Below are 22,839 nucleotides of genomic sequence, written 5' to 3' on the forward strand. Positions count from 1 at the left end.
GTAAAGAGCAACGAGCCCGACCCCCCTGGGGTTGGAGAAATCCGGTCACAACGGCCGGAAAAGGAGAGGGGGAAGCGCCGACATGCCGACCTGCCCGAACGGACACCAGTCGGGTTCCGACGACTGGTGCGAGGTCTGCGGTCACCGCATGGCAGGTGCCGTGCCCCCGCCCCCGCCGCCTCCCGGTGGTGGCGGTTACGGCTTCCCGCCGCCCCAGCCCGGCGCGGGCGGCCGGCCGGGCCCCGCACCGGGCGCCCAGCCGGAGCTGTGCCCGCAGTGCCGTACCCCCCGCGAGGGCGCTGCGCCCTTCTGCGAGGAGTGCCGGTGGAACTTCCTGACCAACACCGCGACCTCCTACACCCCGGCCGCCCCGCGCCCGCCGGCGCCCGGCCAGGGTCCCGGCCCCGGACCCGACCCCCGCTTCCAGCGGCCCCCCGGCCCGCCGTCGTACGGCGGCTCGGACCAGTACGAGTACCAGGGCTCCCGCCCGTCGCAGGTGAACCGCCCCGCCGAACCGATCCCTCCGGGCCCGGGCCCGGGCCATGGCCCGGGTTTCGGCGCTGAGCCCGGTCGGCCCGGTCCTGGTGGTCCCGGTGGCCCGGGTGGCCCCGGCGGGTTCCCCGGCCCCGGTGGGCCCGGCGCGTACGGCGGCCCCGGTGCGCCTTCCGGCCCGGGCGCCCCGGGCGGTCCCTTCGGCGAGCGTCCCGGCGGTCCCGCGCCCGTGCCGGGTCAGGCCGGCCCGCCGCACGGTTTCGGTGCGGACCCCTCCCGTCCCGTCCCGCCCCCGCCCGGCCCGCCGGGCGGTCCCGGCGGTCATGGGGGCCCCGGCGGTCATGGCGGTCCCCACGGCCCCGGTGCGACCGGGGGAGCCCCGCAGGCGTTCCACCAGCCCGGTCCCGGTGGACCTGGCGGACCCAGTGGACCTGGTGGTCCCGGTGGGCCTGGTGGGCCTGGCGCTCCGGGTGGTCCGGGTGCGCCCGGCGGCCACTCCGCCCCGCCCGCCTTCCCGCAGGAGACGGGCGGCCGCCCGGCCTCCGGCGGCCCCTCCTTCGGCGGCGGTGACGACGACTGGGTGATCTCCCCGCCGTCCGGCACCGGCCACCCCGGAGGACCCGGCGGCCCGGGCGGCCACGGTCAGCCCGGCGGCTACGGCTATCCGCACCCCGGTGCGACCCAGGCCCCGCCGCCCGGCCCGGCCGCTCCGCGGGGCCCGGTCACCTGGACGGCGACCATCGGCCCGGACCGCGAGTACTTCATGGCGATGATGCAGCGCTCCGGCCCGGAGGCCGCGGGGCTGAACCTGCCCGCGTACTCGCCGGAACAGCAGCGCACCCTCACCGGCAACCAGGTCACCATCGGCCGCCGCCGCCACTCCACCGGCGACACCCCCGACATCGACCTGTCGGTCCCGCCGGAGGACCCGGGCGTCTCGCACCAGCACGCCGTGCTGGTGCAGCAGCCGGACGGCAGCTGGGCGATCGTCGACCAGAACTCGACGAACGGCACCACGGTCAACGGCGGCGACGAGCCGATCCAGCCGTTCGTGCCGGTGCAGCTCCAGGACGGCGACCGGGTGCACGTCGGCGCCTGGACGACGATCACCATCCGCCGCGGCTGACGGACGGCGGGCCGTACGGATCAACCCGGCAGGGGCCAGGCGTACGGCCCCTCCGGGTCGTCCAGCCAGGCCCACTCGCCGTGACCGGTGACCGTGATGCCGTAGCGCTCCCGGCCGGGCCGTCCCTCGCGCTCCCACAGCGCGTACGCCTCCTGCGGGTCGAGGCTGCCGCGGGTGAGGGCGAACAGGAAGCGGAACAGGTCGTCCTCGCGCCCCCGCCGGGGCACCGCGCCCAGCCCCGCCTGGTCCCCCGGGCCTGGGCCCGCCTCGCTCCGGCTGCCGCCGCGCAGCGGCACGAAGTAGGCCGCGGTATCGAGGAAACGGCCCTCGGCCTGCCCGGGCCCGGCGACCGTGAGCAGCACGAGGCCGGTGGCGAGCGGGGTCAGGATCCGGCCGCCGGGGCGGCACTGGGCGAGCCAGGCGGGCGGGATCGACGGCAGTGCGCAGGTGGCGATGATCCGGTCGAAGGGCGCGCGTCCCGGCACCCCGCGCGCGCCGTCCCCGGTGACGACGACCGGGTGGTACCCGGCGGCGTCCAGGTGCCGCCGCGCGGACTCGGTGATCTCCGGTTCCAGATCGACGGTGGTGACGAGATCGCCGTCGCCGAGCCGGTGCGTGAGCAGCGCCGCGTTGTAGCCGCTGCCGGTGCCGATCTCCAGGACCCGGTCGCCGTCCCGCACCTCGAGCGCGGCCAGCATCAGGGCCATGAGGGAGGGCTGGCTGCTGGAGGAGAGCAGTTCCCCGTCGCGCAGCCGGGTGGCCAGCGGGGCGTCGGCGTACGCGCCCTTCACCCAGCGCTCCCGCGCCCGCGGATCGGGGTGCTCGCCCCAGCGGCGTTCGTAGCCGCCCAGGACGCCGACGTAGTAGTAGGGGACGAACACGTGCCGGGGAACGGCCGCGAACGCCTCCCGCCACACCGGATCCGCGTCCCAGGCGCCGCTCGCCTCGATCTCGCGCACCAGCGCGGCCCGCGCCGAGGCGGCGAGGTCTTCCAGGTCCTTGTCGAGAGCGTGGGCAGCCATGGGTCCACTGTGCTGCGCGTCACACCTCGTAGGCGAGCATCCCAGGTCGCGGGCCGTCGAGTTGCGGTGGGCCTGTGGTCTGCTTCGCACGGGGTCCTACGCCTGGAGTCCTCGGTCGCCCCGTCTGAGACCATGGAGGGCGTGACAGAGATTCGGCGTGGCACGCTTCAGGAAGAGAGCTTCTACGAGCAGGTCGGCGGGGAGGAGACCTTCCGTCGGCTCGTCCACCGTTTCTACGAGGGAGTCGCCGAGGACCCGATCCTTCGGCCGATGTACCCCGAGGAGGACCTGGGCCCCGCGGAGGAACGGCTGGCGCTGTTCCTGATCCAGTACTGGGGCGGTCCGACGACGTACAGCGAGAACCGCGGTCACCCGCGGCTGCGGATGCGCCACGCGCCCTTCACCGTCGACCGGGCGGCGCACGACGCCTGGCTGAAGCACATGCGGGTCGCCGTGGAGGAACTGGGCCTGTCCGAGGAGCACGAGCACACGCTGTGGAACTACCTGACGTACGCGGCGGCTTCGATGGTGAACACGGCCGGCTGAGCCGGCAGGAGGGCTGCCGAGCCGGTGAAGAGGAGCGGCTGAGCCGGCAGGAGCTACGGCCGGGGAACACCGGCCCGCCCTCGGCGCACTCCGGCGACGGGCCGCCCTAGCGCACGCTGAGGCCCAGGGCCCCGAGCCCGGACCGGCGTACGGCGATCGAGCCGTACGGCGTCCGCAGCCGCAGCCACGCCCCGGAGGAGAGCAGCGCCGGTTCCGCGGCCCCGGGCACCGGCCGCAGGAAGCCCAGCGACTGGGCCGCGTGCACGGCCCGTACGGGCAGTGCGGTCCCGCCGACGGTCCGGGACCAGATCTCCCCTCCGATCCGGTCCAGCTCCGCGCGGGTACGCGCCTCGGGCGCCAGCTCCTGCGTGCGGGAACGGAACTCCGCGACCCCGGCGGCGACCATCGCGCGCAGCGCGTCCGGCGCCGGCAGTCCGGGCTCCGCCTGCCAGCCGCCGCGCGGCGGCAGCACTCCGGCCCACGGCGGCCCGGTCACCGCTCCGGGCACGGCGGCCGTGGCCGCGTTCTCGTCCACGGCCTCCAGCAGTTCACCCGCGGACACGGTGACGTCCAGGGTGACGTCGAGCCCGTTCTCGTACGGCTTGGCCAGCCGTACCGCGCGGATCGCCAGCACCTCGAACGACGGCGGCCGGCCGAAGACGGCGAGTGCCGTGCCGGCCGCCTGGAGGCGCACCGCGGCCCCACGGTCGTAGTGGAGCAGCCGGGAGAGGAAGGCCGCGAGATCGGCGGCCTCCCCCTCGTCGGCGAGGTGCAGCTCCGTCATGCGGCGCCGGCCCCCTGCTCGGAGGCGTCGTCCATGTACTCCTTGAGGAACGCGCGTTCCTCTTCGGTGATCCGGCGCGGGCGCTGCCTCTCGAAGTCGAACGGCACGATCACCGTCGACGCCCGGACGTAGATCTGCTCGCCGTCCTTCACCTCGTAGGTGAGGGTGAAGGACGCCGCGCGGATCTCGGTGACCCACAGCTCGATGTCCACGGGCGCGTGCCGGTGGACGAGCTGCCGCTTGTAGTCGATCTCATGGCGCGCCACCACGGACCCCTGCTTGAAGTCCTTGTCCGGGCGGAACAGGAAGTCGATACGGGCCTCCTCCAGGTAGCGGAGGAACACCACGTTGTTGACGTGGCCGTACGCGTCCATGTCCGCCCAGCGCAGCGGGCAGCGGTAGAGATGCCGCAAGACCGATCAGCCCCGGGTCAGCTTCTTGTAGGTGGCACGGTGCGGACGCGCCGCGTCCGGGCCGAGCCGCTCGATCTTGTTCTTCTCGTACGACTCGAAGTTGCCCTCGAACCAGAACCACTTGGAGTCACCCTCGTAGGCGAGGATGTGCGTGGCGACTCGGTCCAGGAACCACCGGTCGTGGGAGACGACCACGGCGCAGCCGGGGAACTCCAGCAGCGCGTTCTCCAGGCTGGACAGGGTCTCGACGTCGAGGTCGTTGGTCGGCTCGTCGAGGAGCAGCAGGTTGCCGCCCTGCTTGAGGGTGAGCGCCAGGTTGAGGCGGTTGCGCTCACCGCCGGAGAGGACCCCGGCCGGCTTCTGCTGGTCCGGTCCCTTGAAACCGAAGGCGGAGACGTACGCCCGCGACGGCATCTCGACCTGGCCGACGTTGATGTAGTCGAGCCCGTCGGAGACGACCTCCCACAGCGTCTTCTTCGGGTCGATGTTCTCGCGGCTCTGGTCGACGTACGAGATCTTGACGGTGTCGCCGACCTTGATCGAACCGGAGTCCGGCGTCTCCAGGCCCTGGATCATCTTGAACAGGGTGGTCTTGCCGGCGCCGTTCGGGCCGATGACACCCACGATGCCGTTGCGCGGCAGCGTGAAGGAGAGGTCGTCGATCAGGACCTTCTCACCGAAGGCCTTGTTGAGCTTCTCGACCTCGACGACGATGTTGCCCAGCCGCGGGCCCGGCGGGATCTGGATCTCCTCGAAGTCCAGCTTCCGCATCTTCTCCGCCTCGGCGGCCATCTCCTCGTAGCGGGCCAGACGCGCCTTGGACTTGGCCTGCCGCCCCTTGGCGTTGGAGCGGACCCACTCCAGCTCCTCCTTGAGGCGCTTGGCGCGCTTGGCGTCCTTCTGGCCCTCGACCTTCAGACGGGTCTGCTTGGTCTCCAGGTACGTCGAGTAGTTGCCCTCGTACGGGTAGGCGCGGCCGCGGTCGAGCTCGAGGATCCACTCGGCGACGTTGTCCAGGAAGTACCGGTCGTGGGTGATGGCCACGACGGTGCCCGCGTACTTGGCGAGGTGCTGCTCCAGCCAGTTCACCGACTCGGCGTCGAGGTGGTTGGTGGGCTCGTCGAGGAGCAGCAGGTCGGGCGCCTCCAGCAGCAGCTTGCAGAGCGCGACACGGCGCTTCTCACCACCGGAGAGGTTGGTGACGGGCCAGTCGGCCGGCGGGCAGCCCAGGGCGTCCATGGCCTGCTCGAGCTGGGCGTCGAGGTCCCAGGCGTTGGCGTGGTCCAGCTCCTCCTGGAGCTTGCCCATCTCGTCGAGCAGCGCGTCCGAGTAGTCGGTGGCCATCAGCTCGGCGATCTCGTTGAACCGGTCGAGCTTGCCCTTGATCTCGGCGACACCCTCCTGGACGTTCTCCAGGACGGTCTTCTCCTCGTTCAGCGGGGGCTCCTGGAGCAGGATGCCGACGCTGTAGCCGGGCGAGAGGAAGGCGTCACCGTTGGACGGCTGCTCCAGCCCCGCCATGATCTTCAGAACGGTGGACTTACCGGCACCGTTCGGGCCGACCACACCGATCTTCGCACCGGGCAGGAAGTTCAGCGTGACGTCGTCAAGGATCACCTTGTCGCCGTGCGCCTTGCGCGTCTTGCGCATGGTGTAGATGTACTCAGCCAAGAGGAACCGTCCGGCAGCTTGAATCTGGCAGTGGGCAGATACACCCCATCTTGCCGTACCGCCACCCCTGGGCGGAAACGCGTTCAGGGGCGGCGGCACGCTCGGTGTCAGCGGGTGAGCGTGACGTCACGCACTGTTGAGGTGTCAAGGAGCAGCACGCACGCGGGCGCGCGTTCAGTCCTGGGTCTTCTTCTTCCGGACCAGCACCAGTGCCGCGCCGCCGATCAGCACCAGGCCGATGGCCGCGCCGCCGATCACCGGGGTGGCGTCGGAGCTGCCGGTCGCGGCGAGGTTCACGTCCTCGGCGGGCGCCGGGACCGTGACGGGGCTGGGCTCGCCGGCGGACTGGACGGAGGTCCCGGCCGCGTCGCTCTCGGCGGCCTGGGTGCGGCAGTCGAGGACGCCGGTGAAGCGCTGCTCGCGGCCGCCGGGCCCGGTGATCGTGAAGTCGTAGGCCTGGTCCTCCTGGAGCGGGACGGTGACCGTACGGGTCTCGCCCGCCGCGACGGTGTGCCGGGCGCCCATCAGCTCGAAGGTGAACGGCGCGTCGCCCGCGTTGACGGCGGTGATGTCGACGCCGCCCGCGGCGCAGTTCTCGGCCGCGGACAGCGCCGGTATGGCGCCGGTCTCCGCCCAGGTCGCGCTCGCCGTCGCGGAGACGGTGGACTCGCTGGAGCCGGCCAGGATCTGGGTCTGGCTGCGGCTGTCGGAGGCGAAGGCCCGGCCGACGGGAACGGTGGTGGAGGCCTGGACGGTCAGCTCCGTGGAGCCGTCGGCCGCGTCGGCGGGCACGTCGAGGAACAGCCGGCTGCCGTTCCGCGCGGTGGTGACCTCCTTGCCGTCCTCGCCCACCACCCGCACACCGCTGGTCGCGGCGGCGGCCGGCGGGGTGACGGTGACGCTGTCCGCGTTGGTGCGCACGGTGACCGGGCCGAGCTTGTCGCCGGGGTGGCCGGAGAGCGCGGGCGGGTCGAGGGTCAGCGACGCCTTGGGCTCGGCCGTGGGACGGGCGCTGTCCTCCAGGTAGTCCGCCAGCTTCTCGGCCTGCGGGTCGACGGCCTCGACGTCCACGCCGTCCGAGTAGCGCCAGATGGCCACCTGGGTGCCGGCCGCCGCGTCCTGCTCGGTCAGACCGCCGCGCACACCGGCCTGCCGGGCGAGCGCCGCGAGGTCGTTGACCTGCGGGTAGGAGTTCTGCAGGATCCAGCGGATCCGGCCGGCGTCCTTGTTGGCGCCCAGCGAGGTGCCGCTCCAGGGGGTCTCGCGGTACTTGGCGTCCCGCTGCGTGGGGTTGTGGATGTCCACGCAGTAGGTCTGCAGGGTGCCGCCGCCGTCGACGGACATCTCGAACAGGCCCGCCGACAGCTCCAGGTCCCCGGTGTCGGTGTGCACCACGGCGTCGCCGTACGTCTTCAGGCCGCCGATGGTGGCGGTGGCTCCGCCCTGGGCCCGCCCGGCCGCGTCGTCGGCCGCGGCCGGCCCGGCGGCGGCCGTCAGCGCGGCCACGGCGAGCCCGGAGACCAGCGTCACAGCGGCGGTTCCGGCCGCCCGTCGCCCGCACACGGACCGTGCGGAGAACGAAGAAAACACAGAATTCCCCTTCGAGCAGGACCGGTTGACGTGGGGGCGCGGTCCCGCCAGCAGAGTCGTCAAGCCCCTGGAGCCATGTCAGGCATCCTAGGGACGCGTGCGCAGCGCCTTTCCCGGTGATCGCTTCGGAGCGCTGATCCGACTCGTAATCGTTATCGCCGGGACGGGCCTGAACTGCGCTTATCGACAAATCCACCGGTCTTTTCGGAGTGCATTCACCGATAAGCGCCCACTTCGGTCACGTCGGTGCCATACCTGACATCACGTCACCAGTACGGGCCCGGCGTGCTGTTGGTCCTGAGCGGTCCCCGGCCGGTCCGAACCGTCCGCCGGGGTCTCCCAGTCCGGCTCGGGGCGCGGTGGACCGACCGGTGCCGCCGCGCCGTCGGCCCGGCCCGTGCGCCGGAAGGCCGCCGTACCGCGCGACAGGTCATGGCCGATGGCCACGGCGTCGATGTCCGCCCAGGTCCGGCTCTGTCCTTCGCGCACGTCCGTGCGCACCTTCAGCCTGCCCTGCACCACGACCGGGTCACCCACGTTCACCGACGCGGTCACGTTGGCGGCGAGCTGCCGGTTGGCCCACACCGTGAAGAAGTTGGTGTGGCCGTCCGTCCAGGTGTTCTTCTCCCGGTCCAGGTAGCGTGCCGTCACGGCCAGCCGGAACCGTGCCGACGGGCCTGTGGGCGTCTCCCGGTGGACCGGCTGGGTCGCCACGTTGCCGACCGCGCAGACCATGGTCTCGTTCATATCGTCATCCCTCCCTCGTACGGGCCCTCCCGTACGGCAGTGCCTGGCCCGGCGACCGAGTCCGTCGCGATCGCCGCGCACCCAGACTGCCCCCTGCCGCACCGGGCCCGCTGAGCGCTGTGGACCACCGCCGAGCTGTGGAAAACCCCGCCACCCACACGGGTGACGGGGTCATCCGGACACCCTCCCGGGCACCCCCGCGCCCGGGCACCGCTCGTCCGCGGGCGACAACCTCCCGCGCCCCCGGCCCTCGCCCCGGCCGCCCTCCTCCGCCCCGGCCCGGGGCTCCCCCTCCCGGCCCCACCCGGCCACCCAGCCGGTCCCGCCCGGCCACCTCTCCGCCGCCCCTCCCCGAACATGTCCCCCCCCCCCCGACCGGAGCTCCCCGGCTACCTCCCGCCGACCCCGGCCCCCGTTCCCGCCCCGATGACACGCCCGTACTGCTCCCGCACCTCCCGGTAGCGCAGCAGCTCCGCGGCCACCGGGTCCAGCACCCGGGCCCGCCCGCACCCGGCGGCCGCCTCGCGCAGTCTGCGTTCCGCCTCCATGCCGTACCGCCGGGCCGGCCCCCGCGCCGCCATCCGGCAGCTCCATTCCACGAGCGGCCCGCCGACGATCCCGGACACCATCAGCAGCACCGGCACCCCGAGGTTCGGCGCCATGACCCCCGCGATCTGCCCCGCCAGCCACAGCCCGCCGATGACCTGAAGGATCGTCATGGACGCCTGCGCCAGCACGGCCACCGGCCACCAGCCGGGCCGCGGCGGCCGCCCCGGCGGAAGCCCGGTCCGCACCGCCAGCTCGTCCAGTGCCTCGGGCAGCCCCTGCGCACCGCGCACGGCCGCCTCCCGCACCGCCTGCGCCCAGGGCGCGGGCAGGCCGGCCGCCGCCCGGTCGGCCACCGTCCGCACCGCCTGCTCGACCCGCTGCCGCGCGGTCGCCTCCTCGTCGGCCTGCGTGCGCACCGGCAGCCGGCCGGTGGTCGGTTCGCACCGGTCCTGGTACCAGCGCCACAGCCGCAGCCAGGGCGTGCCGCACGCGCGGTTGGCGTTGCGCAGCCACGCCCGCTCGGCCGCCTCCCCGGCCGCCGTGGCACCCACCGCGTCGGCGAGCCGCGCGGAGAACTCGTCCCGGGCCGCCTCGCTGAGCCCGGTACGCCGCCCGGTGGCGTAGAGCGGCCGCAGCCGCCAGGCGGCGGCGTCCAGATCGGCGGTGATCCGCCGGACCGGCGCGCCCCGCTCGGCGACGAACTGCCCGAGCGCCTCACGCAGGTCTCCGAGCCCGTCTCCGGTGAGCGCGGACAGCGCCAGCACGCTCGCGCCGGGCTCGCCGTACTCCCCGAGCGCGATGCCGTCTTCGTCGAGCAGCCGCCGCAGATCGTCGAGGACCTGCTCGGCGGCCTCCCCGGGCAGCCGGTCGATCTGGTTCAGCACGACGAACATGATCTCGGCGTGCCCGGCCATGGGCCGCAGATAGCGCTCGTGCAGCACCGCGTCGGCGTACTTCTCCGGATCGACGACCCACACCACCGCGTCGACCAGGGCCAGTACCCGTTCCGCCTGCTCACGGTGGTGCACGGCCGCGGAGTCGAGGTCGGGCAGGTCGACCAGGACCAGCCCGCGCAGCAGCCCGTCCGCGTCCGCGTGCTGCGCGGGACGCCGCCGCAGCCGCGGCGGGATGCCGAGCCGGTCGATGAGGGGCGCCGCGCCGTCGCTCCAGCTGCACGCGATGGGCGCGGCGGTGGTGGGGCGGCGCACGCCGGTCTCCGAGAGGGTGACCCCGGCGAGCGCGTTGAACAGCTGCGACTTGCCGCTGCCCGTCGCGCCCGCGATGGCGACGACGGTGTGCTGACCGGAGAGCCGGCGCCGCGCCGTCGCCTCGTCGAGGACCCGGCCCGCCTCGGAGAGCGCGCGGCTGTCCAGCCGGGCCCGGGAGAGCCCCACCAACTCCCGCAGCGCGTCCAGCCGCGACCGCAGCGGCCCGTCGTACACGGGTGGAGTCACCGGCTGCGGCCCGCCGAGCCGGGTCTCGCGGGGCTTGACGGCGGCGGCCTGCCCGTCCCCCGCGGCCCCTTCGGCGACTCGCCGCGCGATCAGCCCGTCGTCCCACGCGGGTCCGGCCTCGGGGCGGTCCGCGGGGTCCGTGCGGCCGGCGCCGTCGGTGCGGCCGACGCCGTCCGGGTGGTCTGTGCGGTCGCTGTGGTCCGTATGGTCGCTGCGGTCCGTGCGGTCGCTGTGATCCGCACGGTCCGTACGTTCCGCGTGATCCGTACGGTCCTTGCCGTCGTCGCCGCCCTTCACGCGCGCGTCCCTCTCCACGTCACCCTCCGCGTCGCGTTCGGGGGCAGCTTGGTTCCCGGGGGCCGAAGCGTACGCACCGGTCGCAGTGTCCTCAGCCCTCCCGGTGGTCACAGAAGCCCCGCCGGACCCACTGGAGGCGTCGGACCCGCTGGACCGGCCGGACTCACCGGGCTCGGTGGAGGACTCCGGGGACCCGGAGAGGTCGTGGGACTCGGAAGCCTCCGCCGGCTCGAGCTCAGGCCCGCGTTTTGCCTCGGGACCGGAGTCCTCCCGACCGTCGTCACCGCCGTACTCGGCACGGTCGCCGTACTCGGCGCGGTCGCCGTACTCGGCGCGGTCGCTGCGTTCCATGTGATCGGTGCGGTCGACGTGATCCGTGCGGTGGTCCGTCTGATCCGTGCGGTGGTCCATGTGATCCGTGCGGTCCATGTGGTCGTGGTCAGTGACAGCGGTCACCGCTCACCTCTCCTTCTGCAGTACGGACAGCGCGGCGATGAGTTCGGCCTGGGTCTCGGGGTGGACGTCGAGGGCGTCGAGCGGGGCGAGGCGGCGCTCGCGTTCGGTGTGGACCACGCGGTCCAGGTACTCGGCGAGCAGCCGCCCGCCGCGGTCGCGCAGCCGCAGCGCCCCGTGCGCGCCGATCCGCTCGGCCAGCCCCTCGCCCGCGGAGCGGGCACGACGCCCGCCCAGCAGTGCGGTGGCGACCAGCGCGGCGATCACCTCGGGGTCGGGCGCGGGGCTGCGTTCGAGGGCGCGCACCTCCTCCTCGGCGTACTCCTCCAGCTCGCGCCGCCACCGTCGTACCGCCAGCCCGATGCGGTGCCCGGCGTTCTCCGGCTCGGTGCCGCGGTGGGCGAGCTCGGGCGCGTCCGCGGCGGGTTCGCGCCGCCAGGCGTCGTCGACGCGCTCGTCAGCGGCGGTCACGGCGCACAGCAGGAGGTCGGCCAGGCTCTCGACGAGCGCGTCCAGCAGTTCCCCGGCGGTGCAGTCGAGCGGGAAGGCCCGCCAGCGCTTGAGGGCGTCCCCGGCGAGCACGGCCCCGGCCTGGAGGTGGCCCCGCACGCGCGCGTGCTCGCTGTCGTAGGCCGCGTCGATGGCGGAGGTGAGGCGGAGCGCGGCGGCGTACTGCGCGGCGGCGGCACTGGCCAGCTCGGGCATCCGGGACCTGAGCGAGTTCAGGACGCCGTGCGCGGTGCGGGCCACGGCGTGCTGCCGGGCGACCGGGTCCTGGGCCTGGTGGACGAGCCAGGTGCGCAGCGACGCCACGGCGGTGGCGGGCAGCAGTCCGCCGCCCCACGCGGACTCGGGCAGTTCCGGCACGGTGAACCGGGGTACGTCGCCGAGGCCGGCCTTGGTGAGCAGGGCGCCGTACTGCCTGGAGACCTCGGAGACCACCTGGTGCGGCACCCGGTCGAGGACCGTGATCAGGGTGACCTGGTACTCCTTCGCGGTGCGCAGCAGGTGCCAGGGCACCGCGTCGGCGTAGCGGGCCGCCGTGGTGACCATCACCCAGATGTCGGCGGCACAGATCAGCTCGGCGGCGAGGACGCGGTTGTCGGCGACCAGGGAGTCCACGTCCGGGGCGTCGAGCAGGGCGAGGCCGGGCGGCAGGGTCTCGGCGGTCTCGATGCGCAGTACGCGCGCGGGGTTCTCGCCAGGGAGCAGCAGGTCGTCGTTCCCGGCGTCCTGTTGGGGCACCCACACGCGCGTGAGGTCGGGCAGCACCCGCATTCCGCTGAACCAGTGATGGTCCTCCGGGTGGCAGACCAGCACCGGCGTCCGCGTCGTCGGCCGCAGCACGCCCGCCTCGCTGACCCGCCGTCCGACCAGCGAGTTGACGAGTGTCGACTTCCCGGCCCCGGTGGATCCCCCCACGACGGCGAGCAACGGTGCTTCGGGCTGTCTCAACCGGGGCACCAAGTAGTCGTCGAGCTGGGCGAGCAGTTCGTCGCGGTTGGCACGCGCGCGTGGGGCTCCCGCCAGGGGCAGCGGGAAGCGTGCGGCGGCGACACGGTCGCGCAGCGCGGAGAGTGCGTCGAGCAGCTGAGGCCGTACGTCCAAGGTCACCACATGCGAAGAATGCCCAATTTTGTGGGATTTCTGAAGCATATGGGCATGCCTGCGCGCCGACCGGACAGAAGGGGCACAAGGGACGACTGGGACATGAACGCAGGCCAGGCATAACGAGTGCACAACACCCGCCGCGCGAGGCGTCAAAAGCGATGCACGATTCGTACCCGCCTGCGATTATCAGGACCGCTTCACCGAACCTCCACATCGAGCCACGGAGGCGAAGCAACAGGGTCAAGGATCCGGGAGCCCTATCCTTGTCCCCGGCAACGTCACGGATCAGCCCCCACCCGGGCACCACGACAGAGGCCACCACACCCGGCCCCCGTAGCTCAGTGGATAGAGCAGGCGCCTTCTAAGCGCTTGGCCGCAGGTTCGAGTCCTGCCGGGGGCGCCCAGTCTCCGCCCTCCTTCGGGAGGGCGTTTTTGCTGGTCAGGCGAGTGAGCGCGACACAGCGACGCACCGGACGCCCCTTCGGTGATCAAGGACGGACGCTGCTGCTCCGCTGGTGTCGCCAGTGTTTCGGGCGGCGGCGGGAGAAACAGCCGGAGCCGCAGTCGCAATCGCCCCGATTCCCAGCGGCGGGCGTGACCGTGCCAGGGCGAGCACCGGCGTCCGGACCGGCGGACCGAGGGCGGGATCGCGTCACCACAGGGCGGGTTCCCCTGCTGCACGGAGCGATCCGCGGACACCCGCGAACCGTGGGAGTCCGCGGCTGGAGCCCTGGCCTGGAAGGGTCCGCGCGTTCCGACAAGCCTGTACAGGGTAACTCGTCGCAGTGGCCACCCTCGACGCCGGCGTCCTGCTGCCCGGCATCGCGGGCTCATGGACCGGAGCGCTCATGGGGCCGGCCAATCAGCGAGCGCAGCACCGGCACCGTGGAGCCGGCCGCGGTCAGCCCAGCCAGCACGGCGCCCGCGGGAGGGACATGTGTCAGCGCGGCGAGGCCGCCGACGATCAGCCCGAGCACGAGCGCGGTGAGCAGGACGACGGTGGTGTGCAGGGACAGGAACGGCGGCTCCGTTGCGGAGTCGCTCCGGCCGGGCCGAGCCGGCGGCGGTGTCATCCGAGTCATGCCGGCACCATCACCCCGAACACCGCGCCGGCCGGCATCGATCGAACAAGGTGAGTCCTAGGCCGACCAATACGGCCCACGACCGAACACATCACCGTCGTGTTCCAATTCGTTTCGCCGTGTTCGGTGCCGTTCCGGTCAGACGGGTCTAACCTCCCGCCCATCAGCACGCAGCAGGGGGACGACGTGGCGACCGATGGCGGGAACGGTGGGGACAGTTACGCGGCGACGCTGCAGGAGCTGGCCGCGGCGTTCACCGAGCTGAGGCGGGATCGTGGAGCCCCCTCCTACGACCGCATCCTCGCGCGCGGAAAGAAGGTGTGCGGCGAACGCCATGCGATGTCGAAGGCCTCGGTGAGTGAGGTGTTCGCCGGACGGAGGGGCCCGGCCTCCCTGGACCGACTGCTGTGGCTGGTGCGCGTCCTGCTCTCCTACGACGACGGCGAAGAGGTGCCACCACCCGACCGGCGTGACCCGCAACTCCACATCTGGAGGGACCGCTGGCACACTCTGGAACGCGCCCGAGCAGCCACCCGCCGTGCGTCTTCGGACGACGCAGTAGGGGTGCGCGCGGACGGCCGGGACGCGGTTGCGGCGCCCACCCCGGTGGAGGGCACTCAGCCCGACGACGAATCCTTGCCGTCAGGAAGGCACCAGCGGCGCAGCGGCTTCGAGCTCCAGAACGATCGCCCCGCACCCGCCACGCTCCCCACGGAAGGTGACGGCGCCGCACCGTCACCCCGGCGCCCCGCGGACGAGCCGCAGCCGACGATGGTCGGACTGCCACCGAGGCTGGTGGAGGCGTTCGCTGCGCCGGAGGTCCGCGTGGACGCGGCCTGTCTGACCGCGGAGACGCTGATGCTGGCGCTGGGTGAACCCCTGCGGCTGATCCACGAGGGCCGCATCCGCCCCCGGTCGATCGACGTGCGGATCCTGCTGCCCTCCCGAGGGATCGACCTGGCCTTCCCGGTCTCCGTGAAGAGCCCTGGGGACACCCCTGTGAAGAAGCTCGCCGACGACCCGGTCCACCAGCACTGGCTCGAGCAGCGCAACACCCAAGGGCGCGTCCTGCGTCACAACCTGCTGACGTTGCGCTCCACGCACGGCATCGACGTCCGGGTGACCTTCCGCGCGCTGCCGTTCACCCCTCCCATGAAGCTGTACCTCCTCAACGGTACGGAAGCGCTGATGGCGTACTACATCGTCACCAAGAGGCGAGTGGACGTGGAGAGACGGATCCTGGAGACCTACGACACCTTCGGCGCCGGGTCCCTCCTCTTCTCCTACGAGCGTCGGGCAGGCATGCGGGACGCGGCTTTCGTCGACCAATCGCAGATGTGGTTCGACGCCCTCTGGGACACCATCACGACGGACCTGACGCTCTCCTGGTGACCTCAGAGATGGGGCGGTTCCCCGATCCGCCCGGCAAAGATCTGACACGGGTCTGCGTGGAGAGCAGCCGGCCCGTGTCGCACTCCCGGCCGCGTCCAATGCCGGGCGGACGCGACCCCGCCGACGCGCCCGTCTCAGATCAAGCCCCGCTCTCCGCCACGCCGGACCGCGGATCCGGAACGTCCGGGCGGGAGGGGCGGGAGGGATCGAGCGGTGCGAGCGCGCAACCGGCAATCAGGCCTCCCATGCCCAGGAGGAAGTTCAGGTAGGCCTCCGTGGAGGGCGCGGTTCCGCTCACACGTCATCGCCGCGATGGAGTGCGTCGTCCGTCGAGCCACGGTGTGCTTTTCGTACGCATGGCGGCCGCGCGTGCGGTCTTGTTCAAGACGGGTGATCCCGGTGTGATCCGCGTGACCCGCCCTGTTCCGTCGCGTTGAACGGGGAGTGCGGCGGCGCGACCGGCCGGCGCACTTATCGAGTCGTAAGGAGAACGAGATGTCTCGCATCACAAAGGCAACCGGTGTCGCGCTGGGCACGGGTGCCATGGTCCTCAGCGGGGCGGGTCTGGCCATGGCGGACGCCGGCGCGAAGGGCGCCGCGGTCCACTCGCCGGGCGTGCTGTCGGGCAACCTCGTCCAGGTTCCGGTTCACGTGCCGGTCAACGTGTGCGGCAACACGGTCAACATCATCGCCCTGCTGAACCCCGCCTTCGGCAACGCCTGCGCCAACATCGACGACGACAAGGGCCACAGCAGCGACAAGAGCGGCGGCAAGAAGAAGGCCGCCGACAAGAGCAAGAAGAAGAACGAGAACAAGAGCAAGAGCTCCGGTTACGGCAACTGACGCGGCCAAGGCAGAGCCCCGGCACCCCCGAGCGCCGGGGCTCTGCCGCGTCCGCACCCGCGCGGCGTCACCCGTACCGGTAGATGCTCGCGTGGTCCTCCAGGTCGTCCGGCGTCACGTCCCAGGGCGGCAGTTTCTCGTGCCGTGCCACGATCCGGCCCCGCTGCGGGTCGCCGGGCCCCGGCTGCTTCGCGGGCAGGTAGCGGTGCTCGCGGTGCCTGCGCTGCCAGCGGGACCACACCAGGTCGACGAAGGCGTGGTGCAGCCAGAACACCGGGTCGTTGACCGACGCGCCGCCCACCATCACCCCGCCGACCCACCGGTGCACCCGGTTGTGGTTGTGCCACGAGGCGCTGCCCCGGCCGGTGCCCCAGCCCTCCAGCCTGTTGCGGAAGCCCTTGGTGACCCTCGAGTCCCAGGGTGAGGCGTCGTAGACGGGCTCCTTTATCGCCCACTCCAGCTCGGCCTTGGTGGGCAGCCGGATGGGATCGCGGGCCCGGCCGAGGTCCCGCGTCAGGAACTTCACGTCGGTCACGCCGACCTTCAGCGTCCAGTTGCCCTGCGCGTAGGCGAACGGCCCGTTCATCACCTGCCGGTCCGAGGGCCGCCCGTTCCCGCCCAGCAGGTCCTCGGTCCAGGGCGCGGAGGACGGCGTGCGGTCCCGGGTCCAGTCCCAGTACGGCACGGACACCGCGTCGTCGATCCGGCGCAGCGCCTTCTCCAGCTCCAGCAGGAACTTCCGGTGCCAGGGCAGGAAGGAGGGAGCCATGTGCGCCGTACGCAGGCCCCGTTCGCCGTCGGCGACGTAGTACTCGACGTGCATCCGCACGAACTCGTCGTACTCGCCCCGGCGTTTCAGCTCCAGCAGCGCCCGGACGAACCGGCGCCGCTCGGCGCGGGTCAGTGTGCTGACGTCCTTACGCGTGTACGCCATGGTGCTCCTCCTCGTGGTGGCCCGCGGCGGTGCCCATGTCCAGCAGGTGCTGCTCCGGGCCCAGTTCGTCGACGGCCGCGCGGGCGGCTTCCAGCGGGGACGGGTACGAGCGGTAGTGGTCGACCATGCTCAGCCAGCCGCCGTCCGCGCGGCGCATCAGGTGCAGGGGGCGATCGTCGACGGTGACGTGCCACGCTCCGGCGCCGAAGGCACGGTCGGTGGTGCCGACGGGCGCGCCACGGATGCGGCGGCCCCGGTAGGTCTCGTCGAAGGCGAGCTCGGCGGGGCCCTTGGGGTCGACGAGGTGGGCGGGGTTGGCGGGGTCCATGGGGTCGGCGAGCGGCTCCTCCCCGCGTGCGGGCAGGGACGCCACGGCCAGGGGTGCGACGCCCAGGACGGCGGCCGATGCGGCCAGCCCCCGTACGAGGTCGCGTCGGGTGGCGCGCGCCGCGTCCGGCCCCGGTGATCTGGCTCCCGGGGCCGCCGGTCCGCCCTCCGTGCCCCTCGTGGGCTGGCCCACGCTGACGACCATCGTGTGCTCCTCGTCCGTTCGGTTGTCCGTACGGAACTAACCGCCCGCCCCTCGCGCCGGTCACCGTCCCGGGCCGCGACACGCCCGCGAACAGGCGAAAGGCGTCGGCGTACGGCGGTGTCGTGTCACGTCGGCCCGTCCAGCGGCCCGGCGTCTGGGAGCCCCGCCGGAGGCGTTGCCACCCGGGCGGGCGACGGCCGGACGGGGCTTCGCACGGTCGGGCGAGGGTGTTCTCGCGACGGTCGGGCAGCGGGACCGGGGCCGATCCCCGGTGGGGTGGAATCGGCCGGGCGGGACGTCGCTGGAGCGGTCCGTCGCTTCTACAGCGGCATGCCGCCGAGCAGGCTGGTCCTGGAGTTGAGGGTGTCGGAGGCGTCGTTCACGGTGTGCAGCAGGGAGTTCCTGTTCTCGGTGTCGAGCGCCGTCGACTGGTGCTGGAACGGCATCGCGTCCGCGAGCGAGACACGGCCACTGGTCAGCGTGTGCCAGGCACCGTCGACGCTGCTGGACGGGATCTCGGCGGTGTCCTGGGCGAACGCGGGCGAGGCGGCTCCGGCGAGCAACATGGACCCGGCGACGACAGCGGCGGCCTTCAGGGATTTCATCGTGTTTCCTCTCTCGGCGACTCATGTCGCCGGGGGCGGTGCGGACGCCGTGCACAACGATCCCCGGGGCGGCTGGGAAACCCCGCACGTGGAAGACATATGAACGTCGTCGGGCCTGCCCGTGCGGCGGCCCGACGACGCGGTCGGTTCCGGGAGTCGGCAGATCAGGGCGTGGCTGCCGACGCGCCCGTCGCCACATTCGTCGACTCGTTCGTGGCCGACGGACTCGTCGACAGCACCGACGGATCGGTGAGGTCGGAGTCGGCCGGGTCGGCGCCGACCAGTGTGGTGGTCAGGACGTCGACCAGTTGGTCGAGCACCTCGTCGGAGGCCGGGACCACCAGCTCGTCCTGGTCGGAGGTGGCGGCCACGAGCAGCTCGTCGACGGTCTGCTGCAGGGCGTCCAGCAGCTCGTCCAGGACGTCCGCGGCGGTTGCCTCGTCCGCGCTGTCGGTGAGCGAGGGCAGCGCCGGCAGCGGGGCGGGCACGGCGGGTGCCGCCGGCGCCGCGGGCACTGCCGGAGAAGACGGGGCCGGCGGGACCGCCGGGGCCGCCGAGACGTCGGGGGCCGGCGTGGCCGGGATGTCGGCCAGGGCCTCGGCGATGGACTGCTTCACGGCTTCGGCGAGCTTGTCGGCCTGAGCGTCGGAGAGCCGGCCGCCGTCGGCTTCGAGCACGGCGGTGAGCACGTCGGTGACCGGGTCGAGCACGGTGGTGAGGACGCCGGTGACCGGGTTCAGTACGGTACCGAGGTCGTCGAGCGATCTGGTCCGGGCGAGCAGCTCCTCCGCGCCGGGGAGGGTCGTCCCCGACGCGGGCCGGACGCGTGCGGTGTCGTGGTCGGCCGCCAGCGCGGCGGGTCCGGCGACCCCGAGGACGACGGTGGCGCAGAGGGCGCAGGAGGCGATGCGCCGAACGGACAGACCGCGCATGAGTGTTCCTTCCGGTTGCGTCGGGCGTTGCGTCCACCGTGCGAGCGGACATCGCTGGCTGCAACCGGCACGCACTCTCCGTGCGCGTCGCCCCCGTCGGCATCACCCCTGGTGAGGCGGTACGTGACGCACCGCAGGTCAGGTGGGCGCCCGCACCCCCCATTCGGGTCGGGGGACGGGGGCGGACGCACACGGGTCGGCCACCCTCCCCCGGGAGGGCGGCCGACCGTCAAGGGGTGCCGCGGCGTCAGTCGTTGACGCAGACGTTGCCGAACGCGGGGTTCAGCGCGGCGATGACGTTCACGGTGTTGCCGCAGACGTTGATCGGCACGTGGATCGGGACCTGGACGGCGTTGCCGGACAGGACGCCCGGGGAGTGGGCGGCCACGCCCTTGGCGCCGGCGTCGGCGGCGGCCACACCGGCGGCGCCGGAGACCGCGGCGACGGCGGCGGACGTCAGAACCAGGCCCTTCGCGATACGCGACATGGAGAGGTGCTCCTTGGGTTGACACACATCCGGGCGGATGCCCGGCGCTGTGTCAACGCGTGGGAGCCGCCCGGGTTCCGCCTCCGAAGGAGTGATCTCCAGAAGGATGCACTTCACCATTCCGACACACTTGTCTGGTTTCACCGGATTCATACCGTTAGCGACTAGAGTTGCGGATCACTCGACGCACCCGTATAGCCAGCCAATCGCACGAAAGGCCACAGCCGGTCATGCGCAACTCCCTGGGCGAGCGGAAGCCGACACCGGACGACGGGGGTGAGGCCTTGGGCAACGGTGGTGACCAGCCGGGCTCCCGGCTCGTTCCCCAGCCGGACGCGGTCAGGGCCGGCGTGCCGTCCCTCGCCGCCGGCTCACGGAAGTGAGGCGCGTTCCCGCCCGTACCGAGCGCCGTCCATGAGCGAGGAACCGCGCATGCACCCTTCACCACCCGGCCCCTGGCCGCGGGTCCTGCACCTCACCCAGCCCGTCGACGGCGGAGTGGCCCGGGTCGTCGCCGAGCTGACGGTGGCTCAGCTCGCGGCCGGCATGGGAGTGACCGTCGGCTGCCCCGACAGCGGGCTCGCCGACCGGCTCCGGTCGGCGGGCGCCGACGTACGGACGTGGCGGGCCACCCGGGCGCCCGGTCCCTCGCTCGCCGGTGAGGTGCGGCAGCTGGCCCGCATCGTCGCCGAGGTGCGGCCCGACCTGGTGCACGCGCACAGTGCCAAGGCGGGGCTCGCCGGACGGCTGGCGGTGCGCGGGCGGATCCCGACCGTGTTCCAGCCGCACGCCTGGTCGTTCGAGGCGGTCGGCGGGGTGACGGCCGCGCTGGCGCTCGGCTGGGAGCGGTACGGGGCCCGGTGGGCGCACCGGACGGTGTGCGTGAGCGAGGCGGAGCGGGCGACCGGGCTGCGGGCCGGGATCGACGGGCGCTGGGTGGTGATCCCCAACGGCGTCGACCCCCGCCGCTTCCGTCCCGCCGCACCCGACCTCGACCCGGGCACCATCGCCGCACCCGACCGCGCCCCGGGCACCGTCGGCCCCCACCGCGGCCGGGGCACCGTCACCGGTGACGACCGCGACCCGGGCCCCGGCGACGGCCCCTCCGCCCCCGCCCCAGGCCCGGACGCCCTCGACGGCGCCTCCGGGCGGCCGGGCCCCGGCGGCCGGCCCGTCCCCGGCACCGGCCCAGGCGCCGGTTCCGGCACCCGCCCCGACCGTGACGCCGGCGCCGTGCGCGCCGCGCTGCTGCCGGGCACCGGTCCGCGGGTCCCGCTGGTCGTCTGCGTCGGCCGGCTGTGCCGGCAGAAGGGGCAGGACGTCCTGCTCGACGCCTGGCCGGCGGTCCGCGCCCGGGTGCCGGACGCCCGGCTGGTGCTGGTCGGCGACGGGCCGGACCGCGACCGGCTGAAGCCCTCCGCATCCGTACGGCTCGTCGGCGCCGTCGCCGATGTCGTCCCCTGGTACCAGGCGGCCGACCTGGTCGTCCTGCCGTCGCGCTGGGAAGGCATGGCGCTGGCCCCGCTGGAGGCGATGGCCTGCGGCCGTCCGGTGGTGGTGACGGACGTGGACGGCGCCCGCGAGAGCCTGCCACCCGCGCTGCGCCCGCACTGCCTGGTGCCCGCGGGCGATCCGGCGGCGCTCGCCGGTGCCGTCGCCCGGCTGCTGCTCGACCCGCCGCTGCGCGCGTCGCTCGGCCACCGGGCGCGCCGTCACATCCTGTCCGCGCACGACGCGCGGCACACGGCCGCGGCGGTCGCGGACCTCTACCGCGACCTGCTCGGCAGGGGGCCCGGGGCACGCGAAGTGCCCACCGAGTACAGGGAGTCCATCCACTCGTGAGTGCGGAAAGTACTGCGGAAAGTACCGTGCCCTCCCCCGGGGCCCAGCCCTGGGGCGATGGATTCAGGACCGTCTCGGTGCTGCCGGCGCGCCGCCGGGGCCCCGGCTTCCGGTTCCCGGTCCGGCGTCCCCCGGCGCGCCCCGGCGCGCCCCTGCCGCTGCTCCTCGCGGACCTGCTGGCCGCCCTGCTGGGCTGCCTCGCCCTCGCCGGACACCGCCGGCCGCTGCTGATGGCGCTGCTGGTCTCCGGCGCGCTGCTGCTGCGCCCGCACCGGCCGCCGCGCCGGGCGCAGGGCGCCCTGGACGAACTGCCCTCCGTGTGCGGCCGGATCGCGGTGGCCTGGCTGGCGCTGGCCGCGCTGGTCGCGGCGTACGCCCCGGACCACGCGCTGGCCGCCCGCACCCTCGTCGCGGGCTGCGCGACGCACTGCGCGGCCGCCCTGGCCGGGCGCGCCGTGGTGCACTGGCGACGGCGCGTCGCGCTGCTGCGCCGGCCGCGGGCCGCGCTGGTCGTCGGCCCCGCCCGGACCGCGCAGCGGGTGGCCGCCGCCGTGCTGCGGCATCCGCGCTGCGGGGTGCGCCCGGTGGGGATCGTGGCCGAGCGGCCGGACGACGTCGACGGGCTGCCGGTGCTGACCACCGGCGAGGAGGTCCAGCGGGCGCTGATCCAGAACTCGGTACGGGACGTCCTGGCCGTGCACCCGTCGGCACGCACCCAGCACGGGCCGTTGCTGCGGGAGCTCGCCGAGTCGGGGTGCGCGGTGTGGGAGATCGACGCGGACTCGCCGTCGTACGCGGCTCCCGACCGGCTCGCCGGGTTCGCCTGCCGGCGCCTGGAGCCGGGGCCCGGGCGGCGTGGCAGCGCCGGCAAGCGGCTGCTGGACGTGGTGGTGTCGGGGGTGCTGCTGGTGGTGGCGAGCCCGCTGCTGCTGGTGTGCGCGGCGGTGCTGCGGCTGGGCGAGGGGCCCGGCGTGGTGTTCCGGCAGGAGCGCATCGGCGAGGGCGGGCGCCCCTTCACCCTGCTGAAGTTCCGCACCCACCGTCCGGTCGACGCGCGCGAGGCGGCGACGCGGTGGAGCGTGGCGAACGAGCGGGACATGCCGTGGTTCTGCCGCTTCCTGCGGCGCACCTCGCTGGACGAGCTGCTCCAGCTGTGGAACGTCTTCCGCGGCGACATGAGCCTGGTCGGGCCGCGCCCGGAACGTCCGTACTTCGTCGGCCAGTTCAGCCAGACGTACCCCGGCTACGCGGCCCGTCACCGGATGCCGGCCGGCATCACCGGCCTCGCGCAGGTCAACGGGTTGCGCGGGGACACCTCCATCGAGGACCGGGCCCGCTTCGACAACGCCTACATCGACAACTGGTCGCTGTGGCAGGACGTGTGCATCCTGCTGCGCACCGCGGCGGCACTGCTCCGGCCGACGGGGAGCTGAGC

19 protein-coding genes, 1 tRNA gene and 1 pseudogene are annotated in these 22,839 nt (G+C 73.4%); 7 read left to right on the forward strand and 14 right to left on the reverse strand.

The genetic code is table 11. The features are described 5' to 3' along the window. Positions 1-82: 82 nt before the first annotated feature. On the forward strand, positions 83-1,618 hold the full coding sequence (locus SGLAU_RS33555) for an FHA domain-containing protein (RefSeq protein WP_078957691.1): 1,536 nt from the start codon (positions 83-85) through the stop codon (positions 1,616-1,618). Positions 1,619-1,638: 20 nt separating this feature from the next. On the opposite strand, the gene SGLAU_RS12070 is transcribed toward SGLAU_RS33555, so the two are convergent. After that, the gene (locus tag SGLAU_RS12070) at positions 1,639-2,640 is read right to left on the reverse strand and encodes a methyltransferase domain-containing protein (protein WP_043500940.1); all 1,002 of its coding nucleotides are present in this window, start codon (positions 2,638-2,640) and stop codon (positions 1,639-1,641) included. Positions 2,641-2,772: 132 nt separating this feature from the next. Here SGLAU_RS12070 and SGLAU_RS12075 point away from each other — a divergent pair, with 132 nt between their 5' ends. Then, positions 2,773-3,186 (forward strand): globin, encoded by a 414-nt coding sequence (locus SGLAU_RS12075; RefSeq protein ID WP_043500942.1) that lies wholly within the window; start codon positions 2,773-2,775, stop codon positions 3,184-3,186. 106 nt (positions 3,187-3,292) lie between these two features. Here the strand turns inward: SGLAU_RS12075 and SGLAU_RS12080 are convergent, their stop codons facing one another. From SGLAU_RS12080 to SGLAU_RS12110, 7 genes are all read right to left on the reverse strand, one after another. Continuing rightward, positions 3,293-3,970, reverse strand: coding sequence for a hypothetical protein (locus SGLAU_RS12080; RefSeq protein WP_043500944.1), 678 nt, complete (start codon positions 3,968-3,970; stop codon positions 3,293-3,295). Further along, positions 3,967-4,383 carry an acyl-CoA thioesterase gene (locus tag SGLAU_RS12085; RefSeq protein WP_043500945.1) on the reverse strand — a complete coding sequence of 139 codons (417 nt, stop codon included), beginning with the start codon at positions 4,381-4,383 and terminating at the stop codon, positions 3,967-3,969. The genes SGLAU_RS12080 and SGLAU_RS12085 overlap by 4 nt, the downstream gene beginning before the upstream one ends. Before the next feature lie 6 nt (positions 4,384-4,389). Further along, positions 4,390-6,054: an energy-dependent translational throttle protein EttA gene (gene ettA, locus SGLAU_RS12090; protein WP_043500947.1), complete on the reverse strand. Its 1,665-nt coding sequence runs from the start codon at positions 6,052-6,054 to the stop codon at positions 4,390-4,392. A 174-nt stretch (positions 6,055-6,228) separates the two neighbouring features. Further along, on the reverse strand, positions 6,229-7,644 hold the full coding sequence (locus tag SGLAU_RS12095) for a Cys-Gln thioester bond-forming surface protein (RefSeq protein ID WP_043500948.1): 1,416 nt from the start codon (positions 7,642-7,644) through the stop codon (positions 6,229-6,231). Positions 7,645-7,905: 261 nt separating this feature from the next. Further along, positions 7,906-8,391 carry a single-stranded DNA-binding protein gene (locus tag SGLAU_RS12100; protein WP_043500949.1) on the reverse strand — a complete coding sequence of 162 codons (486 nt, stop codon included), beginning with the start codon at positions 8,389-8,391 and terminating at the stop codon, positions 7,906-7,908. Between the two features lie 389 nt (positions 8,392-8,780). Beyond that, a complete protein-coding gene (locus SGLAU_RS12105; RefSeq protein WP_412556226.1) occupies positions 8,781-10,709 on the reverse strand; it encodes a YfjP family GTPase in 1,929 nt (642 codons plus the stop codon). A gap of 441 nt (positions 10,710-11,150) precedes the next feature. Then, on the reverse strand, positions 11,151-12,761 hold the full coding sequence (locus SGLAU_RS12110) for a dynamin family protein (protein WP_043500951.1): 1,611 nt from the start codon (positions 12,759-12,761) through the stop codon (positions 11,151-11,153). 321 nt (positions 12,762-13,082) lie between these two features. Here SGLAU_RS12110 and SGLAU_RS12115 point away from each other — a divergent pair. Further along, positions 13,083-13,155, forward strand: a tRNA-Arg gene (locus SGLAU_RS12115). A gap of 430 nt (positions 13,156-13,585) precedes the next feature. On the opposite strand, the gene SGLAU_RS12120 is transcribed toward SGLAU_RS12115, so the two are convergent. Next, positions 13,586-13,837: a hypothetical protein gene (locus tag SGLAU_RS12120; protein ID WP_043500953.1), complete on the reverse strand. Its 252-nt coding sequence runs from the start codon at positions 13,835-13,837 to the stop codon at positions 13,586-13,588. 738 nt (positions 13,838-14,575) lie between these two features. Here SGLAU_RS12120 and SGLAU_RS12125 point away from each other — a divergent pair. After that, positions 14,576-15,229, forward strand: a pseudogene (locus SGLAU_RS12125) (GntR family transcriptional regulator); the annotation flags it as partial. Between the two features lie 495 nt (positions 15,230-15,724). After that, the gene (locus SGLAU_RS12130) at positions 15,725-16,072 is read left to right on the forward strand and encodes a chaplin (protein WP_052413721.1); all 348 of its coding nucleotides are present in this window, start codon (positions 15,725-15,727) and stop codon (positions 16,070-16,072) included. Between the two features lie 67 nt (positions 16,073-16,139). Here the strand turns inward: SGLAU_RS12130 and SGLAU_RS12135 are convergent, their stop codons facing one another. From SGLAU_RS12135 to SGLAU_RS12155, 5 genes are all read right to left on the reverse strand, one after another. Continuing rightward, a complete protein-coding gene (locus SGLAU_RS12135; protein ID WP_043500955.1) occupies positions 16,140-17,006 on the reverse strand; it encodes a tyrosinase family protein in 867 nt (288 codons plus the stop codon). Continuing rightward, positions 16,990-17,538 carry a tyrosinase family oxidase copper chaperone gene (locus SGLAU_RS12140; RefSeq protein ID WP_043500957.1) on the reverse strand — a complete coding sequence of 183 codons (549 nt, stop codon included), beginning with the start codon at positions 17,536-17,538 and terminating at the stop codon, positions 16,990-16,992. Before SGLAU_RS12140 ends, SGLAU_RS12135 begins: the two co-directional genes overlap by 17 nt. A 320-nt stretch (positions 17,539-17,858) precedes the next feature. Next, on the reverse strand, positions 17,859-18,143 hold the full coding sequence (locus SGLAU_RS12145; protein WP_043500958.1) for a hypothetical protein: 285 nt from the start codon (positions 18,141-18,143) through the stop codon (positions 17,859-17,861). A gap of 164 nt (positions 18,144-18,307) precedes the next feature. Further along, positions 18,308-19,075 (reverse strand): hypothetical protein, encoded by a 768-nt coding sequence (locus SGLAU_RS12150; RefSeq protein ID WP_052413722.1) that lies wholly within the window; start codon positions 19,073-19,075, stop codon positions 18,308-18,310. Between the two features lie 247 nt (positions 19,076-19,322). Beyond that, a complete protein-coding gene (locus tag SGLAU_RS12155; RefSeq protein WP_043500959.1) occupies positions 19,323-19,562 on the reverse strand; it encodes a chaplin in 240 nt (79 codons plus the stop codon). 432 nt (positions 19,563-19,994) lie between these two features. On the opposite strand from SGLAU_RS12155, the gene SGLAU_RS12160 reads away from it, so the two are divergent. Both SGLAU_RS12160 and SGLAU_RS12165 read left to right on the forward strand, forming a co-directional pair. Continuing rightward, positions 19,995-21,404 (forward strand): glycosyltransferase, encoded by a 1,410-nt coding sequence (locus SGLAU_RS12160; RefSeq protein WP_043500960.1) that lies wholly within the window; start codon positions 19,995-19,997, stop codon positions 21,402-21,404. 26 nt (positions 21,405-21,430) lie between these two features. Then, entirely contained in the window at positions 21,431-22,837 is a 1,407-nt protein-coding gene (locus tag SGLAU_RS12165; RefSeq protein ID WP_244315200.1) for an exopolysaccharide biosynthesis polyprenyl glycosylphosphotransferase, read from the forward strand. Positions 22,838-22,839 lie beyond the last annotated feature (2 nt).

Source organism: Streptomyces glaucescens (assembly GCF_000761215.1).
GTDB classification, from domain to species: Bacteria; Actinomycetota; Actinomycetes; order Streptomycetales; family Streptomycetaceae; genus Streptomyces; species Streptomyces glaucescens_B.